Source organism: Aliiroseovarius sp. D2-2 (genome assembly GCF_055809455.1).
On the sequence record NZ_CM147913.1, the window covers coordinates 479,545 to 499,320 of the forward strand.

Sequence of the window (19,776 nt, forward strand, 5' to 3'; positions counted from 1 at the left end):
GGTTGATGGCCTATTCAGCCGCATCACGTTTGGGCAAAACCCAATCGGGACGGACGAAGTGGCAGGTATACCCATTTGGCAAGCGCTCCAGATAATCTTGATGCTCGGTCTCAGCCTCCCAGAAATCTCCGGCGGGCTTCAATTCGGTCACGACTTTGCCGGGCCACAGCCCGCTGGCGTCCACATCCGCGATAGTGTCCAGAGCGGTCTGTTTTTGCGTATCGGACAGATAGTAGATACCGGAGCGATAGCTTGTCCCCATATCATTGCCCTGACGGTTTGCCGTGCTCGGATCGTGGATTTGAAAGAAGAACTCCAAGATCTTGCGATAGCTAATTTGATCGGGCTCAAACACGATCTCGATCCCTTCCGCATGGGTGCCGTGATTGCGATAGGTGGCATTCGGAACATCGCCGCCCGTATACCCAACCCGCGTATCCGTCACGCCAGGCAACTTGCGGATCAAATCCTGCATGCCCCAGAAACAGCCCCCGGCCAGAATTGCGCGTTCAGTCATGTGTTTTCCTCCACAAGGTCAAGATAGTCGCCATAGCCTTCGGCCTCCATCCGGTCTTTTGGTACAAACCGCAACGAGGCGGAATTAATGCAATATCGCAGGCCACCCATCTCACGCGGGCCATCCGGGAAGACGTGACCCAAATGGCTGTCACCGTGTTTGGATCGTACTTCGACCCGTTCCATTCCAAATGTGCTGTCGCGATGTTCTGTCACGTGTGCTGTTTCAATTGGAGTCGAAAAGGCAGGCCAACCGCAGCCAGAATTAAACTTGGATGCCGAGGCGAACAGGGGCTCGCCTGTTACCACATCGACATAGATGCCCTGTTCATAGTGCTTATCATACTTGCCCGAATATGCCCGTTCCGTGCCGTCCTGTTGGGTGACCCGAAATTCTTCCGGGGTCAGACGATCAATGGCATCTTGAGTTTTTTGATAACGCATGTTGGTCTCCTTCAGCTACCAGCAGGATATGGGGTGTTGCGCGCAAAATGGAAGCACCGTTTGAAGCACGCCTGCGTGATCGTTTTGTAACGATAGCAGCGCAGGTCCCGCATTCAGAAACGGTTTGGCGAAAACGGGTCAAGCGGCAGAGAAGGCGAGGCCCCCAACGCGAGATCAGCAACCAGTTCTGCCGTGCCGGCGGATTGCGTTAGTCCAAGATGTCCGTGGCCGAATGCATATATTACACGCGGATCGTTCGGGGAAGCTCCGATAACCGGCAAACTGTCGGGCAATGACGGGCGATATCCCATCCATTGTGTGCCGCCTTCCGTCCGTAAGCCGGGTAAAAACTCCTGCGCTTTCCGCAACAGGATTTCAGCACGCTTGAAATTGGGTGGCCGCTTTAGGCCTCCAAGTTCGACTGCGCCACCCACCCTGACGCCACCCCCGATTTTCGATGCGACAAAGCCGTGTCCGCTGAAGGTTAGGTGGGTGCGCAGATCGAACGCACCGGGTGGTAAGGTTGTGTTGTAACCACGCTCGGTCTCCAGCGGGATACGATCACCGAAGTACTGCGCAAGGTGATGTGACCATGCGCCTGCCGCAACGATCAGCCTTGACGTTTCGATCACGCCATCTGAAGCTTCGATCCGTATTCCAGCCTCAGACGGCAAAAGTTTTTTGACCGAGGCGACCTGAATTCGCCCCCCATGGTCACAAAAGGACTGCGCAAGGGTTTCCGTCCAAAGCTTTGGATCGATCGTATTCAACCAATCCGGAGTGAAAACCGCGTGGGTAAAGCGCGTGTCCAACCCCGGTTGATATTCCGCGATCATGTCGGGGTTTGTTAGGTGGTTTCCGTTGAACCCGTGTTCCTGCCGCCGCTTCCATCCGGGAAGCGTGTCACGATACTCTTTTTCGCTTTCGTAAAGGGCCAGTTGCCCATCCCGCAGGATCAGGTGTTCGCCCTTGATCTGAGCCACTTGCCTCTCAAATGCAGCCTTAGACAAGTGCATCAGATCCGCTTGTGCCAGCATTGAGGATTTGTAGCGATCTGGCCAGCTGGAGCGCCAAAACCGCAGCATCCAAGGCGCAATCTTAAGCGCATAGGCGGGCGGGATCGAAAGTGGGCCCAACGGGTCCATCAACCACTTCGGCGCTTTCATCATGATACCCGGCGTGGCTAAGGGAACAATTTCCTGAAACGCGAATGCGCCTGCATTCCCTTGCGACGTCTCGCTTGCGACGCCCTTGCGATCCAGCACACGCACTTTCTGGCCGCGGCGCGCAAGTTCAAGCCCGATGCTGATGCCAACAATGCCAGCGCCAATGATTGTGATTTCGTCAGACATCTTTGACCTTCAAAAACTGCGTTGGCATTCAGGTTCTGATACCATTCTTGAAGGGATCGTCCGCATCAAAAATCAATCGGCTTTCTGCCATTATATAGGCCTGACCCGTGATGGTTGGGATCACGCCACCATTCGGACCAGCGGTGCACGACAGGCGGTACGGGCTACCAATAACGCTTTCCTGCGCAATCTCTTCCCCATACTCAATCCGCCCGTCTGCAATCAAGCACGCCAATCGCGCCGAGCTTCCCGTCCCGCAAGGGGAGCGGTCATAGGCGTCATCTGGGCAAAGCACGAAGTTGCGGCTGTGCATGCCGGAATTTGGTGATGTGTCCTGAAAGATCACATGGTCAATCGGTTCTCCGTTCTCGCCGCCTATCTTGTTTGCATTCGCCGTTTCGCGGATCGCAATGGCTGCATCCGTCAGGGCGCGGATGCTTCCGGGATCGACTGGAAGGGGCGCAGGATCAAGGATGAAAAACCAGTTGCCGCCATAAGCAACATCGCCAGTCACCGGACCAAGGTCGGGTACATCAATCGTGACACCTGCCTGAACGCGGCGGCTTTCGATATTTGTGACCGTCACGGTATTGGCGTCGGACAGATCAACCTCGACCACCCCCACAGGGGTTTCAATGCGGTGTCGGCCAAGTCCGATACGCCCCAAATGATGAAGCGTCACGGCAAGCCCAATTGTGCCGTGACCACACATCCCGATAACAGCGCCCGCGTCGAAATAAATCACTCCTGTCACGCAGCTTTGATCCACGGGTTCGACCAACAACGCGCCAACCATGGCTGGCTGTCCGCGCGGTTCAAGCATGACCGACAAGTAAAAATCTTCGTGTTCTTCGGCCAAGCGCTGCGCACGTTCCGACAAAGGACCATGTCCAAGGTTTGGGCCACCATCCAGAATGACCCGCGTTGGCTCTCCGCCGGTGTGGCTGTCGACTATGTTCATAAGGAATTAGGCCTGAAACTGTTGAGGGACGTGCAGTTTACAACGCAACTTATCACCAGAAAAGACCGTCAGTCCGGTCGCGCCCATTTATTGCGCGGAATTCGCATGGGCAACGACCGGATTCTAAGCCAAGGGCATCGAAGTAAACATCGACGCGCAGACTCGCATTTAGCATGCGCTTGGCACTTTCTTTCAGTTGATCGCCATATGAATCGTGTTGCCGTGCCGCAGGGGTGCGGGACACAGCGCATTCTCTTAGATGGATTGAATTCTTGCTCAAGCGGACAAAGGCGCCAGAAACCCTTTCGGGGACCTTACGAAACTTTACCGTAAGAGCGAGCGTTCCATTGATTGAAATGTCCTGATTCATAGATGATTATTTGAAAAAAAGTCGGATGTCCGCGAGTGGTAAAAAAAGCATAATGAATTTTGGATACGAAAATCCAGAAGAAATACGACGACCTCGCGTAAACTCTCTATTCGTTAGATCTATGGCTCGGATGTTCCACAAAAAATGGTAAAGCACAGCTGCTGAAGTTAGCCGCCAAGCCAGTACATTTATCCACCAAAACCAGACAAGCTTCCGAACGATCCGATTGCTCCTGTCAGGATCGGAGACACGATTGCGATGATGGCCTTTAGCGCGTCCAAAGTCGCGATACGTTGGATGTCGAAGCCAGCAACATCTTCCGCAAGATCTGGCGTGCCTGATGCTTTCACAGCATCATGAAAGGCATCAATGCGCACTTTCAGAAAGAGGCTGACTGGAAGGTAGTAGGACAAGATCAAAATGGAATAGGTGACGCCCCGATAGATCGACAAAGAGCCGACGAGTTGTTCATGCGCCTCTCGCATGTCTTTGTCCAAGATCGCATCGCCGGGCCATCCCATCCAGGAGATCATCAACACCATGCCGGTGGTCAGCAGCATTCCTGAGCAGTACAAATAGCGTTGCGTGCTTTCCTGTGCGGATTTCAAAATCCCCGCTTCTTTTTCAAGGTCTGGATGAGGTGATGCCCCCAACCCAGAAGGTCGGGATAGCGCAAGGACCATGCCCGCTATGACCGCCCCAGCGGACAGCGAGGTAAACAAATTCGCTCGGTCCAGCAGGTATTCCATTGCGTAGAAAGCGCCTTGCTTGTCGCAATTATCTGGCAGACTTCCACCTGCTTCACAGCCCGGCAAACTGGCGCTTAGCATCACTTCAAAATACAGGTTCTCACCAAGCAATGTATGGCTATCAAACCCGGCGGGCATCCAGTCGGGTTCAAAGGTCGAAAAGCTTAGTGAGACCGCGATGACAGCCACGATGCCCAGAAGCGTTGTCAGGATCGATCGACGCGTATGTCGCGAGAAAAGCTCAAAGGTGAAAATGGCAGTCACGGATATGGTCGCCCCGATGAAAAAGAAGAGCGATGCAAGAAAGCGGTAACGCGCGCTAAGTTCGATCAGCCGGGATTGGGCCTTCAATTCAAGCCCTTCCAAATGGACCGTGGTGTCCCCAAACGTGCCAAGCAAATACTCGGCGGCGATCAAGACGACCACAGGAAGCAGCATGATCAGCAAAAAAAAAGGATCAATTTGCAGCTTAGATATATCCTTCGCGCGCGTCATGGCGTTCTCCGTTCAACCCAGTTCAATATCGGCAATCAGCGTCTTGCGCGTGTCGGCAAGCTTGTCGCGGACAATGCTGCGTACATCGGTATAGATGCTGGGACTGAGCGATAGTTTCTGAGCAGATAACCAGTAGTCGAGCTCGTTCTTGCCCCAGGACACGAACAACACGTTCTGCTTGCGATCCTTGAAGGTGAAGTTGAATGCGCCCAGCGCCATGCTGATGATTTCACCCGAGGCTTCGGCGCTGCCGACCTGAAAGTTGCCGCCGGTCGAAGACGAGGTTTCGAAGTCGAACAGCTTTATCTTGCCATCATCTTGGGTCAGCCCGCGCAGCGCCTCGATCGCACTTTGCACGATGCGGAACTGATTGCCGGTGGCGACCTGTGCAAGCGTGGATAAAATCACCTGATCAAAACTGCCATTGCCTTTCATCTTTTGGCTTGCCTCGAACGGGGCGGCTTCGCGGCTCCATCCAAGTATGCTGAGCAGTTCCATATATTTGGCAAACCACGCATCACGCTCTTTCACCGGGTCAAAGGCAGCATCTGCGGCGCGCTGGGCAAACAGCGTGGACAAAAGCACATCTTCTTTCTGTTGCGGCGTGAGGTTTTCGACAAACGAGATCACGCTGGATGCGTTCACTGCGGACTGAAGGGCTTGCTGCGATGTGGCCATGGTTGCAGTCGGATCAAACGCATCGCCGGATCGCATGGTCGGTTCTGCAAAAGCTGACCGGGCGGTACTTCCCGGTGCTGATCGGGGCTTGGCCAGAATGGTGGAAATCAGCATCGCAATCCGGTCGGCCAGATTGGGTATCGCGTCTGGGATGCGGGATGTCTGAGGCCGATCTGGCTTTTGCGGTGCGCCGGGAACATGCGGCAAAAGCGGGGACGTGTTCGGAAGCCGGCTGTCGCGAAACGCCGGCGGCCACGTGGCATTTGTGCCGCGCGTGTCGATATGGGTGAAGCTGTTGTAGCGCCCAATCCCGCCATTGAAGAAACCTTCCTTGTCACGCAGCCAGCGAAGGGCTGTCGCGACCTCGGGTGCGGCCATGCCTGAGACTTTGAAATCCAGCGCCCGAAACGCCATGTGCTGGCTGGCCTTAGCCCCTCCGATACATTTGTTATAGGCGGGCCCCCGATACGCGTTGGTGATGGCAATCGGTTTTCCCAAGCGATCCCGCAAATGGTCAATCGCCTGCGCGGTCTTCGCGATATTGGTCCAGAGGTTGCGCGGCGGATATCGGTTCTTGCCGTGACATGAACCGCCGGGCGTGCTGTGCCCACCGCCGAGGATAAGAAACTCGTCGGTCGAGAAGTTCCTTAGTCCGAGCGACCGAATAAAGGCATCGAAATCTGCATAATCTGACCAGCGTAGCGCAGCAGTGCTGTTGCGAAACCCTGCACCGCGTGCCTTCGCATCCAAAATGGCGCGCACGTCACTGTCTGGGATTTGGTCAAGCTCATCACCTTCCTCGTCTTCGGCACTGACACGGGATTGTCCGCCGCCTGTTTCATTGGCTGGTGAGCCGGGTGCCGTATGAGAAGCCCTTTCTCCATCGCCTCCACGCAACAAGGTGAAGGGTCGATCCGTGACGAAGTGTGGGTCCTTCAACAATGGCTCAAACAACTGAGGGTTCTGGCTGTCACTGTTGATCTCATCATCAATTGCCGTACGGAACGTATAGTAGTCGCCATTGAAGTTGCCATTGTCCCATACTTTCAATAGCGCACCGGTGAAGGCACCGTTGCTGGGCCCGTCCATGGCGAACTGCGTATCCTTGCAGGCGCCAAGGTTCAGAACTGACGCTTGGATGGGACTGGAAAGCGGCGCAGTCATTACGCTTTCTTTCAAGGCGCTGTAGGATTTCGACGCCTCGCGATAGGCCGCTTCATTTGCGCGCCACACACGATCTTCGATGTGCAAGGGCATCGCCCGCACGTTTGGATTCACTGCCATGGGACGGCCAAACAATGTCGCCGGAGCAGTTGGTCCGAACCGTGCCATCGAACCTGAATGGCAGGTGTCGGGCACAAGCAGAACCCGCACGCCCGCGCGGAATTTGGTCCAGAGCATGTAAAGCTCGTCATCGGCAATCTGAAAGTCGAAAAGACACAAGGTCTCGTCCATCTTCTCGTCGCCATCATGGTCTTCGTCCTGATTGAAATCAGGCACGCGCCCGCCATGGCCAGACACAGTGAACAGGAACATGTCACCGGCCTTCAGCTCTTTCGCGGCACGCTCGACTCGGTCCACCACGTTTTGACGGGTCGCGTCGGTGGTCAAAAGCTGCGTGGTTTCAAATCCCTCGGCTTGGGCTAAGGCCTCCATATCCAACGCATCTGCTTCACATGCGGTCAGCTTGCCGTCCCAGCCGTCATAGTGGTTGGGATCAACCGTATTCAGACCGACGTGCAAGGAGAGCCCTTTGGGAGCCCCCCCGGCTATTGTAGTCGGCGCAGAAAGTGAGCTGGCAATTTCGGAGGCACTGCCAAAGGGGCCACCCACCACCGGGGCTGAGGTATCCTGTCCCGCGACTTTCTTGATTTCGGCCTCGAACTTCTTCGCAACGTCGCGGTAGCCTTCATCTGTCGGGTGCAAGCCATCATGCCAGCGGTCATCGCCAACGACACCGCGGCAATCGATATAAGTCGCGTTGGGAACCGAACGGGCCAGACGCCTTAGCCGCCGATTGAACTGATCCATCATTTCGGCAGCGATGGCTTTTTGCAGACCTTTGTCGTTGATGCCACGCTCCTCCATCGGCTTGCCAAGCCAACGGTCCTTGTTTGGCACTGGGTAGTCGTAACCGTGGCAAAGCACGCTGACCTGCGGGAAGTGCTGTTCTACGTCCCGGAACATCCGGCCATAATGGCGCAACGCGTCGTCCAAAAGTGCTTGGAACGAAGGCAAAAGATAGTCAGCAGGCTTCAGGACCGGGTCAAATTCTTCTAGATGCGAGGCAAGCGCGCCGCCAGCCACAAGGTCATTGCCACCCCCGGACAGAAGCAGAATCTCACCGTTCTGTTCACGCAGGGATTTGATGTATTCGCGTTTATCCGCCATCCGCTTCAGAAGATCCCCCGCAGCCCCCAAAGAATAGATGGCATAGGGCTTCATCAGGTGGTCGATCGTGTCCTTCAGCAGCAATGGAAACTGAAACCAGCTGTCACCTTCGGACACGATGATTGGACCGTCATATCCCTGCCGTATCTTTTCGTGAAACTTGCCTTTACGTGAAAGCCGCGCAAACCAGTTGGCCGAATTCATTGCGGCCGCTGTTCGCTGGGCCGCGTCTTCGCCACGCGGGATTTTGACCGTGGAGGGGTTCAGCTTGAAATGCGGGTCAAAGGCACCGGATTGATCGTCATCCAGCACAAAGTACTGCGCCAGCTCCTTTTCGGTCACGTCAGGGTCTGCCAGTTTGGACATCAATTGCTCAACTGAGATTTTGGCCATTGGTCTTCTCCTTTGTCAGGTCACACGTTTCTGAAATCCTTTGATGCACTCGAAAATACTGTTGGTGATGGTTTGATCGTCGTTCAGCGTGGATTGCTGAATGCGCTCAAGATCATGTTTCTGGTCAAGAATTCGGTTCAGCCGGAAAACCGCCCCACTGGATACGGCCGCATCGTTTTCTGCCAAGCTTGCCATGCCCAAGAAAGGCCGCGCCTTCAGATAGGCGCCCGCGTCGGGGGCATCCGTGCCACGAGGAAGAGGGTACCGGTCCTCGAACGCATTCGACACCAAATGAAGCACTGATTTGCCATACCCGCCGAAGCAAACCCGCTCTTCCAGATCTTCAGTTGGAACATAGATACGCGCTGGGACCTTTTCGGCAGCTGTTAACAGCGACTGCACAACCGGTTTGCGAGACGTTGTCTTGCGCCGTCGCTTGCCGTCCAATGGGCCGTTCATTTTGGCAATCCTTGGCAGCAGGACATTCTGCGCGCGCGGCAATCCAATGGCCGGGTGCGCCAGATGCATCGTATCAAACCAAGTTTCGCGAAAGTCGACACCAGGCTGAGAGAAAGGCGGAGGCATGTCGGGTTTGAGCAAAGACAGCATTTCGTGCACCATTAATGCGCCAGCGCCTTCAGCTACGATATGCAGCTCACACCCCGTCTCTTCTTTCAGGTCGAGCAAGCTGTGCAGGAAATCCCCAACGACACCCGTGACTGAATAGCTGCGGTCAAGATGACGCTCGAAAGGCAGCTCACCCGTGCCTTTGAGCGCGCGCATGGCGCTCATCTCGATATCACGCCAGAAGGCGCGCCCGACCCCGCGCACGCGGTTCTCAATCAGTTCGTCCAGATGTTCTGCGGTCTCACCTGCTTGCGACATGCAGCTGTCGAACAGGCTTTCTAGTACCTCTAGCGATTTCTCGACGAAGCTGTTGCACCAAAAGATCGTGTAGGGGTAAAGCCCCAAGGCCTTGATGGCATTCTTACGCGCAACAGCTGCAGAGAAAGCTGGCTTTATCCCCTCAAGACTGCCGGGGATCCACAACAAAATACCACGGTACTTATCGGGGTCAGAAGGGTCAGCTTGTGGGTCGAGCTTGGGTGCTAGATGTTCCTGGGTACGTGACCAGCCATCACTAAAGGACGGATAGGATCCGGATGAAACATGATAACCGTCATCCAGATGCATGTAGTGTCCAACCAGTTCGAAACATGGTGTGGACCCTGACCTGATCTTTCCAACGACGCCTTTGCTGCCTTTCTCTCCGACCGATGCGCCAAAGGCTGCGGGTGCTGGGACCCCAAGGCGCAGCACCCAGCCATCAATGACATTGCGGGCCCAGTCGTCGTAGTTCCATAACCCGATCCCGGCTTGCCCTTTATAGCCGCCCCATTCCGGCCCCCATGAATTCAAGACGTGAAAACCGTGTTCGTCATACCCCGTCAAAACGAAAGCATGCGTTCCCATTTTGCCCTTGGACGGTGGCCAAGTGATCACTCCGTTTTTGTTGGGAACGGCCTGAAGCCAACCATCATGCACATTTGCACTGACCAAAACGGCCTGCGCATCATTCAAGGCGGCGTGGAAATGGTTCAGGACAGACGCCAACCGGAAGTAAGCGCCCAACCCAATGTCGCGGGCATTGCGCGCTTGTTCCACGCTGGTGAAACGCCGGCCGATATCCGGCCCGTCCCCCAGGTAACTATCGCTTTGCCACCTTGTGGCGTCGGGCGGTGTGGTAGCGAAGGGCCAGTCAAGGCAAGCTCCATGGTGATAGAAACCTTTGATTGCAGAGCGCAGGGTCAGAATGCCTTCCCGATCATCCGCCTTCATCGCCTCAAGAGCTGGATACCGATCATGGAAATGAGCCATGCGATAAAGCATATCGGCGCTGGTGATATCTTCGGTTTGCGATGGTGCGGTTCCGTTGGGGTCGCCACCATTGACGTGTTGCAAATGCCGTTGGATGTCGATCAGATTTGCTAGAGCATACCCTACGCACCGACCTGAGTTGCCTTGATTGCGAACCGAAAAGGTCGGGTGACGTAAACCTTCTTCATCAGGCAGCGTCAGCAGATGCGGATCTAAGGAAAGAGAGCGTTTCAGGATTGCCAAATTCGGCACATAATCTTGATCCCGCAGATCAATCCAATCTGCACGGACCCCCATTTCACCAACAAATTTAGTATCAGTTTCGGACATTCGCACACGCGGCCCAAATAAGATTTTGCAATTAAATTTAGAAGACTTGAAGGGCTATTCTATCACAATGCGGGTCATTCTCAAAATCTACACGGTCGCCATGCGTACGCTGGCATTGGGCTGGGATGGGCAACACTAGAAAATGAGTGAGTGAAATACTGTCTGCCGAACATGGCAGGCTAACCAAGTTTAGCCAGAGCTTCCGCCACCGCTTTGTCCGAACTTTCGGAAAAGTTTTGTGCGATCAAATGCCTCTTCCAAGGCATCGGTGCGCTGTTTCACGTCGTCCCAAAGGCGTTCCTGCACCTCGGCCACAACGCATTCCAAAAGCACCAACAGGGCCGCCATGGAATCCCATGCAGATGGGGCAGCGATACGTGCGCTGAAGGTATGGCGCGCCAGTCGATGGATCGGGGATCGCCATTGGTCTGTAAACAGCACAATTTCTGCCTCGCGTTCGTGGCAAAGCTGGCCAATGACAAGGGTCGTGTTCTCGTATCGGCGAACGTCCAAGGCGATCAACACATCTCCTTTTCGGATGTCCAAAAGCTCGTGCGTCCAAGACGCTGAGAAGGGTAGAAGCCGCACATCAGGGCGGATCATTTGAAGGTGCAAATACAGATACTGTGCAAGCGTGCCCGTAATCCGACCCCCGGTGATAAATATCCGTCGGTTTGGATCGCAAAGCAATTTGCACAAGGCGTCGAACTCTTCTGGAATCCACCTCGTCCAAACTGCGTTTTTGGTTCTCAAGCGCTTGCCGCGAATACCGATTCAGCGTGTGTTCTTCTGGCAGATCCGTTTTCCACACATCCCGTTTTGCCACGGGGTCCGAGATCATTTCTTTTAACTCACGCCGAAGAGCAGCTTGAAACTGTGGATAACCGTTAAACCCGGTTTTCTGCAAAAGGCGCGCAACGGTTGTTGTTGAAACCGAGGCCTTGCTGGCAAGCTCGGTGATGCTGCCGAGCCCGGACAGGGGATAGTCGTCCAGCAGCACATTCATAAGCTGGCGCTCGGACGGGGTCATGTCATCGCGATGTTTTAGAAGCTGGTCGGTGACACGCACGGGGGACTTCCTTTGTTCTGAGTTTCACCACTCTGTCAAGAATCCTACATATAAATCAAGGGTGCTGGAATTGTTACGGAAAAATATTGACACAGCAAGGCAGGCTGTGGAACTTTTAACAAATGGAATCGAGAAAGCTGATCTCTGAGTTTGGTCCAGCAGTGCATGTGGATCTGATGGGCGATGCGCCCAAAGTGATCGTCGTGTGCGAACACGCGTCAAACAATGTGCCTGCTCATCTGGCAAACCTAGGGTTGGACGAAGAAATGCTGACACGCCATATCGCTTGGGATCCCGGCGCTCTTCCCGTCGCGCAAGCTATGGCTGATCGCATGTCGGCTGTTCTGGTCTACGGTGGAATCTCGCGGCTTGTTTATGACTGCAACCGCCCGCCCGAAGCTATGGATTCCATCCCCGAGCGCAGTGAAATTTTCGACATACCAGCGAATACGGGTATTTCCGATGCAGATCGGGATGCGCGGGTGCGCAATGTCTATCAGCCATTCTCGGAAATGCTTTCCGATCAGATCACCAAGCACCAGCCCAGCCTTGGATTGATGGTCACCATGCACAGTTTTACACCAACCTATCGCGGTCAGAAACGCGAGGTGCAAGTTGGCATTCTGCATGGCGATGACGACCGTATGGCGCGCGCTATGATGAAGACGGTCCCTGCAAGATCTAGAGCTTAATGTTCAGCTGAATGAGCCCTATGCGGCAGTGGATGGGGTTGCGCACACACTAAATGTCCAAGCTGTTCCACGTGGCTTGCCCAACGTGATGATCGAGGTGCGAAATGACCTGATCGAAACACCCGAGCAGCAGACAGAAATGGCGCGCAAACTTGCGGGTTGGATAGCCACGGCGAAAGCTGCTTTGGGTGAAGGGAGCGCCAGTTGATACGCTTCATTTCCGGCTATGTGCATGTCGTCGACGCCATCAACTATCGCATCGGTCGTGTGATGATGTGGGGCTTGTTCGTGATGATGGGGATTCTCTTGTGGTCCTCGATCTCGAAGACGTTTTTCGTGCCGTCAATGTGGACGCTGGAAATGGCGCAGTTCGCAATGGTGACATATTACATCATGGGTGGTCCGTACTCGCTCCAGATGGGATCGAATGTTCGGATGGACCTGTTTTATCACAATTGGAATGACCGCAAGAAGGCGTGGTTCGACGCATTCACGGTGTTCTTCCTGCTGATCTATCTGGGTGTATTGATCTGGGGTGGCGTCGGATCGACCGCCTATTCTCTGGGGTATTGGGGGGACGCGCCGTTTTCCTATTTCTGGGGATTAATCACCGGAAGTGAAGAAATTGGCCGGCTGGAACGTTCATCCACCGCATGGCGACCTTATGCCTGGCCCATCAAATCCATCATGGTCGTCGGCTTCTTCCTGATGCTGCTTCAGGCCATATCAGAACTGTTCAAAGACATCGCCCGCATCAAGGGCAACGAGATCGGTGTGACACGCGCATGAGCCAAGAATATATCGCCATTTTCATGTTCGCAGCGATGATGCTGATGCTGTTCACAGGCCAGCGCGTGTTCGGAGCGATTGGAGCCGTAGGCGCGATTGCTGCGCTTTCGCTATGGGGCGTGGGCGGACAGGACATTCCGTTCTCGGCCGCGATGAAGCTGATGAAATGGTATCCGCTTCTGACCCTGCCGATGTTCATCTTCATGGGCTATGTCCTTAGCGAGAGCCGCCTGGCGGATGACCTTTACCGCATGTTCCATGTTTGGATGGGCCCGGTGGACGGTGGCCTTGCCATCGGCACCATTGGTCTGATGGTTCTAGTGTCCGCCATGAACGGGCTAAGCGTCGCAGGCATGGCCATTGGCGCGACGATTGCGCTGCCGGAACTTTTACGTCGGGGCTACGACAAGATCATGGTCACGGGGGTTATTCAGGCTGGGTCCAGTTTGGGTATTCTTGTGCCACCGTCGGTCGTCTTGGTTCTGTACGCAATGATTGCACGCCAACCGGTGGGCCAACTGTGGCTTGCTGGTGTGATGCCGGGATTGATGATGGCCACGCTTTTTATCATCTACATCTGGCTACGCTGTAAATTCCAACCGCATCTAGGACCTGCGATGAAAGATACTCATGAAGTGTCGCGCGCCGAAAAGATCCGCTTGCTTGGGGCAGGAGTTCTTCCGTTGGCGATCTTCGCTGCGATGATGGTCCCCTTCGTAAACGGCTGGACCTCTTTGGTCGAAAGCTCGGCCATTGGTGCGCTGACAGCTTTGTTCGCCTCTGTCGCCAAGCGTCGCATGACTTGGAAAACATTCGAGACCTGCACCAAGCAGACCCTGCTGATTTCTTGCATGTTTATGTGGATCATTTTGGCAGCACTAGGCTTTGGTGCCGTGTTCGATGGGCTGGGTGCAGTGAAGGCCATCGACAACCTGTTTACGGATCAGCTGGGGCTGGATCCCTGGGTTATTTTGATCCTGATGCAGCTTAGCTTTATTATTATGGGTACGTTTCTGGATGACACCGCGATGCTGGTCATCGTGGCACCGCTTTACGTGCCCTTGGTTAAAGTGCTGGGTTTCGACCTGATCTGGTATGGGGTGCTCTACACCATCACCACCCAGATCGCGTATATGACGCCGCCCTTTGGCTATAACCTGTTTCTCATGAGGGCCATGGCACCACCAGAAATTGGGCTGGGGGATATCTATCGTTCGATTGTGCCATTCGTCCTTATCATGGTGTTGGCTTTGGCAATCATCATGATCTTCCCCCAAATCGCTCTTTGGCTGCCCAATTATGTGTACGGAAAATAACAATAATAAATTCAACCAACTAGGAGAGAAGAAATGACGACAAGACGTAAGTTCTTAACTACCGCCGGGGTTGGCATGGCGGCCGCCCCACTGGCGACACCCGCGCTTGCACAAAGCACGATCAAATGGCGGATGCAGACCTATGCGGGCCCCGCGCTGGCGGCCCACGTAATCGATCCGGCGATCGAGATGTTCAACAAGATCGCAGGCGACCGCATGCAGATTGAGCTGTTCTACGCCGATCAACTTGTCCCAACCGGAGAGCTGTTCCGCGCCATGCAGAAAGGCACGATTGACGCGGTTCAGTCGGACGATGACTCGATGGCGTCGCCCACCGATGTCACCGTGTTTGGCGGCTATTTCCCCTTCGCGTCCCGTTATTCTCTGGATGTGCCTGTGCTGTTCAACCAGTATGGCCTGAACGAAATTTGGGACGAAGAATACTCGGCCGTAGGCATCAAACATGTCAGCGCCGGGTCATGGGACCCGTGCCACTTTGCCACCAAGGAACCGATCAATTCGCTTGAGGATCTGAAGGGCAAACGCGTGTTCACCTTCCCGACAGCTGGTCGTTTCCTAAGCCAGTTCGGCGTCGTTCCTGTGACGCTGCCTTGGGAAGATATCGAGGTCGCCATGCAAACCGGCGAACTGGATGGCGTCGCGTGGTCAGGTATCACGGAAGACTACACCGTTGGGTGGGCTGACGTGACTGACTACTTCCTGACCAACAACATCTCGGGCGCATGGGCCGGGTCGTTCTTCACCAATTTGGATCGCTGGAACGAGCTGCCGGAAGATCTGCAAACGCTGTTCCGTGTTTGCTGTGATCAGTCCCATTATTATCGCCAGTGGTGGTATTGGGGTGGCGAAGCCAGCCTGCGCGTCAACGGCGACAAAATGAAGCTGACCACCATCCCGGACGAGGAATGGGCACAGGTCGAAGAAGCTGCCGTCAAATTCTGGGACGAGATCGCAGCCGAAAGCCCGACCAAGGCGAAAGTGGTTGAAATCTTCCGCAAGTACAATTCCGACATGCAGAAAGCTGGACGCCCGTACCGCTATGGCTAATGGTGTTTTGTGGGGCAGGGACATCCTTGCCCCACACATTCTTGAAAGAGGCAGATATGACATTCGATGATCTAAAGGCCCAAGTGGCACAGGGCAGCATTGATACGGTTTTGGTATGTCTGGTCGACATGCAGGGCCGATTGATGGGTAAGCGGTTTCACGCAGGTCACTTTGTGGCGGGCGCTTATGAAGAAACGCATTGCTGTAACTATCTTTTGGCCACTGATCTCGAGATGGGAACGCCGGAAGGCTATGCCTCGACTTCGTGGGAAAACGGGTATGGCGACTATGTGATGAAGCCGGACCTTGCGACCCTGCGCCCGGTGCCGTGGCTTGAAGGCACGGCCATGGTTCTGTGTGACGTGCTGGATCACCACACGCATGAAGACGTGCCCCATTCGCCCCGCGCGATTCTGAAACGTCAGGTGGCGCGTCTATCCGAGATGGGCTTTGACGCTATGACCGCGACCGAGCTGGAGTTTTTCCTTTTCGAGAAAAGCTTTGACGAGATCAGCAAAGGCGGGTTTCGCGATTTGACTCCGATCTCGGGCTATAACGAAGATTATCACATCCTGCAGACCACCAAGGAAGAGCACGTGATGCGGCCGATCCGCAATCATCTGTGGAACGCTGGGCTTCCGATCGAGAACTCGAAGGGTGAAGCCGAGGCTGGTCAGGAAGAACTGAATATCAAATACGCCCCGGCGATGGACAATGCCGAGTATCATTCGATTGCCAAACATGCGGTGAAGGAAATCGCGTGGCAGCAAGGTCATGCTGCGACCTTCCTGCCCAAGTGGCATCAGGACAAAGTTGGGTCCTCTAGCCACGTGCATCAGTCGCTGTGGAAAGACGGTGCAAACGTGTTCTTTGACCCCGACGATGCGCTGGGCATGTCAGCCCTGATGAAGAACTACATGGCGGGTCTGTTGAAATACGCGCCCGACTATACGGCGTTCATGGCGCCCTACATCAACAGCTACAAACGCTTCATGAAAGGCACCTTTGCGCCCACGCGGATCATTTGGTCCGTGGACAACCGCACAGCAGGTTTCCGGCTGTGTGGAGACGGCACCAAAGCCGTGCGCGTTGAGTGCCGCATCCCTGGCTCGGACATGAACCCCTATCTGGCCATAGCGGGAATGCTAGCGGCTGGTATTGCTGGCATTGAAGAGGGGCTTGAGCTTCAGGCACCGTCAACGGGTGATGTTTATCAGGGGGAAACTGGCATGATACCGGGCAACCTACGTGAAGCGCGTGATGCGTTGCACGGATCAAAGATGCTACGGGCCGCGATGGGCGATGATGTGGTGGATCACTACACGCGCGCTGCGGAAGTCGAGATTGAAGAGTTTGATCGCGTTGTGACTGATTGGGAAATCGCGCGCGGGTTTGAACGGGCATAACGGGGCTTTCCCCAGAATATCTGAGAAAAGAAATAGGGACGTGATCCCTTGGAAGATGGAGACATGGCATGGGCCAGATGTTGAAATGTATCTCGCCGATTGATGGATCGGTCTTTGCAGAGCGTGAGGTTCTGTCGTTGGAAGCCGCGCAGGCTGTGGTTGCGCGTTCTCGGGCGGCGCAAGCAGACTGGGCGGCGCGTCCGTTGCAGGAACGCGTTGATCTGGTGATGGCGGGCGTTGCTGCTGTGGGCGCAATGAATGATGAAATTGTGCCAGAGCTGGCTCATATGATGGGTCGCCCGGTGCGCTATGGCGGCGAATTTGGCGGGTTCAACGAACGCGCCAGCCACATGGCGTCAATCGCAGCAGACAGCCTTGCGGATATCGAAGTGGGTGAGGACGCGACGTTCAAGCGCTACATCAAACGCGTGCCGCATGGTGTGGTGTTTGTGGTTGCCCCTTGGAACTATCCTTACATGACGGCCATCAACACTGTCGCCCCTGCGCTGATTGCCGGGAACGCAGTTGTACTGAAACACGCAACGCAGACACTGCTGGTGGGCGAACGTATGGCGGCGGCTTTTGCCGCAGCGGGCGTTCCCGCAGATGCGTTCCAGAACGTGTTCCTATCCCATGATGTGACCAATGATCTGATTGCGGGCAACGCGTTTGATTTTGTGAATTTCACCGGATCCGTTGGTGGTGGTCAGGCGATGGAGCGCGCAGCGGCAGGCACCTTCACTGGCGTCGGGACGGAACTTGGCGGCAAAGATCCGGGCTATGTCATGGACGATGCCGATCTGGAGGCGGCGGTCGACACTCTGATCGACGGGGCAATGTTCAACGCTGGGCAATGCTGCTGTGGGATCGAACGGATATACGTCCATGAAAGCTTATTTGACGACTTCGTCGCGAAGGCGGTCGAGATCGTGAAGGGCTACAAGCTGGGCAATCCTTTGGATCCGGAAACCACACTTGGTCCCATGGCCAATGTTCGGTTTGCAGACGAAGTGCGCGCCCAGATTTCCGAGGCGATGGCTGATGGGGCTGTGGCGCATATCGACACATTCGCCGAGGATAATGGCGGCGCATATCTGACGCCTCAGATTCTGACCAATGTCACCCACGATATGCGCGTGATGCGCGACGAAAGCTTTGGTCCGGTTGTTGGGATCATGAAGGTCTCGTCAGATGAAGAAGCCATTGCCCTGATGAATGACAGCGAGTTCGGTTTGACCGCTAGCCTCTGGACCAGCGATGTGGATCGTGCCGCCCGTGTGGGTGATCAGGTCGAAACGGGGACAGTTTTCATGAACCGTGCCGACTATCTTGATCCCGGCTTGTGCTGGACTGGCTGTAAAAACACTGGGCGTGGGGGTGGCTTGTCTGTCATCGGCTTCCACAATCTAACGCGCCCAAAATCCTACCATTTGAAGAAGGTGACATCATGAACCTTGTTGGAAACTGGTCTTACCCGACCGCTATGAAGTTCGGCGCTGGCCGCATCAAGGAACTGCCCGAGGCTTGTGCGCAAGCGGGTATGAAACGCCCGCTGCTTGTGACGGACAAGGGCCTTGCCGATTTGCCGATCACGAAGGCGACGCTGGACATCATGGAAGCCGCCGGTTTGGGTCGCGGGATATACAGCGAGGTTGATCCGAACCCGTCAGAGCTAAATCTGACCGCCGGAGTAGAAGCCTTTAACGAAGGCGGGCATGACGGCGTGATCGCCTTCGGTGGTGGGTCCGGTTTGGACCTTGGTAAGATGGTCGCCTTCATGTCTGGGCAAACCCGTCCGATTTGGGATTTCGAAGACGTTGGCGACTGGTGGACGCGTGCGGATCCTGATGGGATCGCTCCCATCATCGCTGTGCCAACCACAGCGGGCACCGGATCCGAAGTTGGACGCGCGTCGATCATCACAAATTCAGTCACGCATGAGAAGAAGATCATCTTCCACCCGAAGGTTTTGCCTGCGGTGGTGATTGCTGATCCCGAGCTGACTGTGGGCATGCCCAAGTTTATCACAGCAGGCACCGGGCTGGATGCCTTTGCCCACTGTGTCGAGGCGTTCAGCAGCCCACATTATCACCCGATGTCACAGGGTATCGCGCTGGAAGGGATGCGGCTGGTCATTGACTATCTGCCGCGCGCCTACGCAGATGGAACTGATCTTGAAGCCCGGGCGCATTTGATGTCTGCCGCCGCCATGGGCGCGACCGCGTTCCAGAAGGGGCTTGGTGCCATCCATGCGCTGTCGCATCCGGTCGGCGCGATCTTCAACACTCACCACGGGACTACGAATGCGGTCTGTATGCCCGCAGTACTGGAGTTCAACGCGGGTGAGATCGCGGATCGGTTTGACCGTGCAGCAGGCTATCTGGGGATCGAGGGCGGCTTCAAAAGCTTCCAAAAGTTCGTACAGGACTTCAATGACAGCTTCGAAATCCCGCGCAATCTGTCTCAGATGGGCGTGTCGTTAGACCAGATGGATGCGCTTGTCGAAGGTGCGATCAAGGATCCCAGCTGTGGCGGCAACCCGGTCGAGCTGACACGCGAAAACTTACGCCAACTGTTTGAAGATGTGATTTGAGCCAATGACCACGGGCATCGTCCTGATCATCCTGTCGGAGGCGCTATTGCATGCGACATGAAACACTATTGTTAGATGGCAGGTGATCGGACATCCACACCGGGTTTGGTGGTGCTGGAACTTGTGATCCCGGTGTTGGTTATGATGGCCGTGTTGCCATTGCCCGCTGCTGAAAGCTGGCCATATCTGATCGCGTACACAGTGATAAACATGGCCTTTTTATAGGCTGGGTCAGGCCAACAAGCACGGAGACCTTTGCATCATATTCCCTTTCGCGCGTGGGTTT

General features: G+C 55.1%; 17 protein-coding genes. 7 read left to right on the plus strand and 10 right to left on the minus strand.

All coding sequences use genetic code 11. The features are described from left to right. Positions 1-10: 10 nt before the first annotated feature. The 9 genes from msrA to AC0L6A_RS02385 all read right to left on the minus strand — a co-directional run bounded on the left by msrA (position 11) and on the right by AC0L6A_RS02385 (position 11,626). On the minus strand, positions 11-517 hold the full coding sequence (msrA, locus tag AC0L6A_RS02345) for a peptide-methionine (S)-S-oxide reductase MsrA (RefSeq protein ID WP_473291954.1): 507 nt from the start codon (positions 515-517) through the stop codon (positions 11-13). Beyond that, entirely contained in the window at positions 514-960 is a 447-nt protein-coding gene (msrB, locus tag AC0L6A_RS02350) for a peptide-methionine (R)-S-oxide reductase MsrB (RefSeq protein WP_473291956.1), read from the minus strand. Before msrB ends, msrA begins: the two co-directional genes overlap by 4 nt. A 113-nt stretch (positions 961-1,073) precedes the next feature. After that, the gene (locus AC0L6A_RS02355; protein ID WP_473291958.1) at positions 1,074-2,312 is read right to left on the minus strand and encodes an NAD(P)/FAD-dependent oxidoreductase; all 1,239 of its coding nucleotides are present in this window, start codon (positions 2,310-2,312) and stop codon (positions 1,074-1,076) included. A 28-nt stretch (positions 2,313-2,340) separates the two neighbouring features. Next, complete coding sequence (locus tag AC0L6A_RS02360) at positions 2,341-3,273, minus strand: 4-hydroxyproline epimerase (protein WP_473291960.1); 933 nt, start codon at positions 3,271-3,273, stop codon at positions 2,341-2,343. 558 nt (positions 3,274-3,831) lie between these two features. Beyond that, the gene (locus tag AC0L6A_RS02365) at positions 3,832-4,887 is read right to left on the minus strand and encodes a hypothetical protein (RefSeq protein ID WP_473291962.1); all 1,056 of its coding nucleotides are present in this window, start codon (positions 4,885-4,887) and stop codon (positions 3,832-3,834) included. A gap of 12 nt (positions 4,888-4,899) precedes the next feature. Next, on the minus strand, positions 4,900-8,349 hold the full coding sequence (locus tag AC0L6A_RS02370) for a D-Ala-D-Ala carboxypeptidase family metallohydrolase (RefSeq protein WP_473291963.1): 3,450 nt from the start codon (positions 8,347-8,349) through the stop codon (positions 4,900-4,902). Positions 8,350-8,364: 15 nt separating this feature from the next. Then, complete coding sequence (locus tag AC0L6A_RS02375; protein ID WP_473291964.1) at positions 8,365-10,557, minus strand: hypothetical protein; 2,193 nt, start codon at positions 10,555-10,557, stop codon at positions 8,365-8,367. 189 nt (positions 10,558-10,746) lie between these two features. Beyond that, positions 10,747-11,256 (minus strand): MurR/RpiR family transcriptional regulator, encoded by a 510-nt coding sequence (locus tag AC0L6A_RS02380; RefSeq protein WP_473291966.1) that lies wholly within the window; start codon positions 11,254-11,256, stop codon positions 10,747-10,749. Continuing rightward, the gene (locus tag AC0L6A_RS02385) at positions 11,147-11,626 is read right to left on the minus strand and encodes a MurR/RpiR family transcriptional regulator (protein ID WP_473291967.1); all 480 of its coding nucleotides are present in this window, start codon (positions 11,624-11,626) and stop codon (positions 11,147-11,149) included. The genes AC0L6A_RS02380 and AC0L6A_RS02385 overlap by 110 nt, the downstream gene beginning before the upstream one ends. 122 nt (positions 11,627-11,748) lie before the next feature. On the opposite strand from AC0L6A_RS02385, the gene AC0L6A_RS02390 reads away from it, so the two are divergent. The 7 genes from AC0L6A_RS02390 (at position 11,749) to AC0L6A_RS02420 (ending at position 19,490) form a co-directional block, all read left to right on the plus strand. Further along, positions 11,749-12,318 carry an N-formylglutamate amidohydrolase gene (locus AC0L6A_RS02390; RefSeq protein WP_473291968.1) on the plus strand — a complete coding sequence of 190 codons (570 nt, stop codon included), beginning with the start codon at positions 11,749-11,751 and terminating at the stop codon, positions 12,316-12,318. Between the two features lie 270 nt (positions 12,319-12,588). Continuing rightward, on the plus strand, positions 12,589-13,107 hold the full coding sequence (locus AC0L6A_RS02395; protein WP_473293351.1) for a TRAP transporter small permease subunit: 519 nt from the start codon (positions 12,589-12,591) through the stop codon (positions 13,105-13,107). Continuing rightward, positions 13,104-14,423, plus strand: coding sequence for a TRAP transporter large permease (locus tag AC0L6A_RS02400; RefSeq protein WP_473291970.1), 1,320 nt, complete (start codon positions 13,104-13,106; stop codon positions 14,421-14,423). Before AC0L6A_RS02395 ends, AC0L6A_RS02400 begins: the two co-directional genes overlap by 4 nt. Positions 14,424-14,456: 33 nt before the next feature. Next, the gene (locus AC0L6A_RS02405) at positions 14,457-15,491 is read left to right on the plus strand and encodes a TRAP transporter substrate-binding protein (RefSeq protein ID WP_473291971.1); all 1,035 of its coding nucleotides are present in this window, start codon (positions 14,457-14,459) and stop codon (positions 15,489-15,491) included. Between the two features lie 56 nt (positions 15,492-15,547). Then, on the plus strand, positions 15,548-16,897 hold the full coding sequence (locus AC0L6A_RS02410; RefSeq protein WP_473291972.1) for a glutamine synthetase family protein: 1,350 nt from the start codon (positions 15,548-15,550) through the stop codon (positions 16,895-16,897). 68 nt (positions 16,898-16,965) lie between these two features. Continuing rightward, a complete protein-coding gene (locus AC0L6A_RS02415; protein WP_473291973.1) occupies positions 16,966-18,348 on the plus strand; it encodes an aldehyde dehydrogenase family protein in 1,383 nt (460 codons plus the stop codon). Continuing rightward, positions 18,345-19,490, plus strand: a complete 1,146-nt coding sequence (locus AC0L6A_RS02420) for an iron-containing alcohol dehydrogenase (RefSeq protein WP_473291974.1) — start codon at positions 18,345-18,347, stop codon at positions 19,488-19,490. The genes AC0L6A_RS02415 and AC0L6A_RS02420 overlap by 4 nt, the downstream gene beginning before the upstream one ends. 71 nt (positions 19,491-19,561) lie before the next feature. Here AC0L6A_RS02420 and AC0L6A_RS02425 read toward each other — a convergent pair whose 3' ends face one another. Continuing rightward, positions 19,562-19,702, minus strand: coding sequence for a hypothetical protein (locus AC0L6A_RS02425; RefSeq protein ID WP_473291975.1), 141 nt, complete (start codon positions 19,700-19,702; stop codon positions 19,562-19,564). Positions 19,703-19,776: the final 74 nt, after the last annotated feature.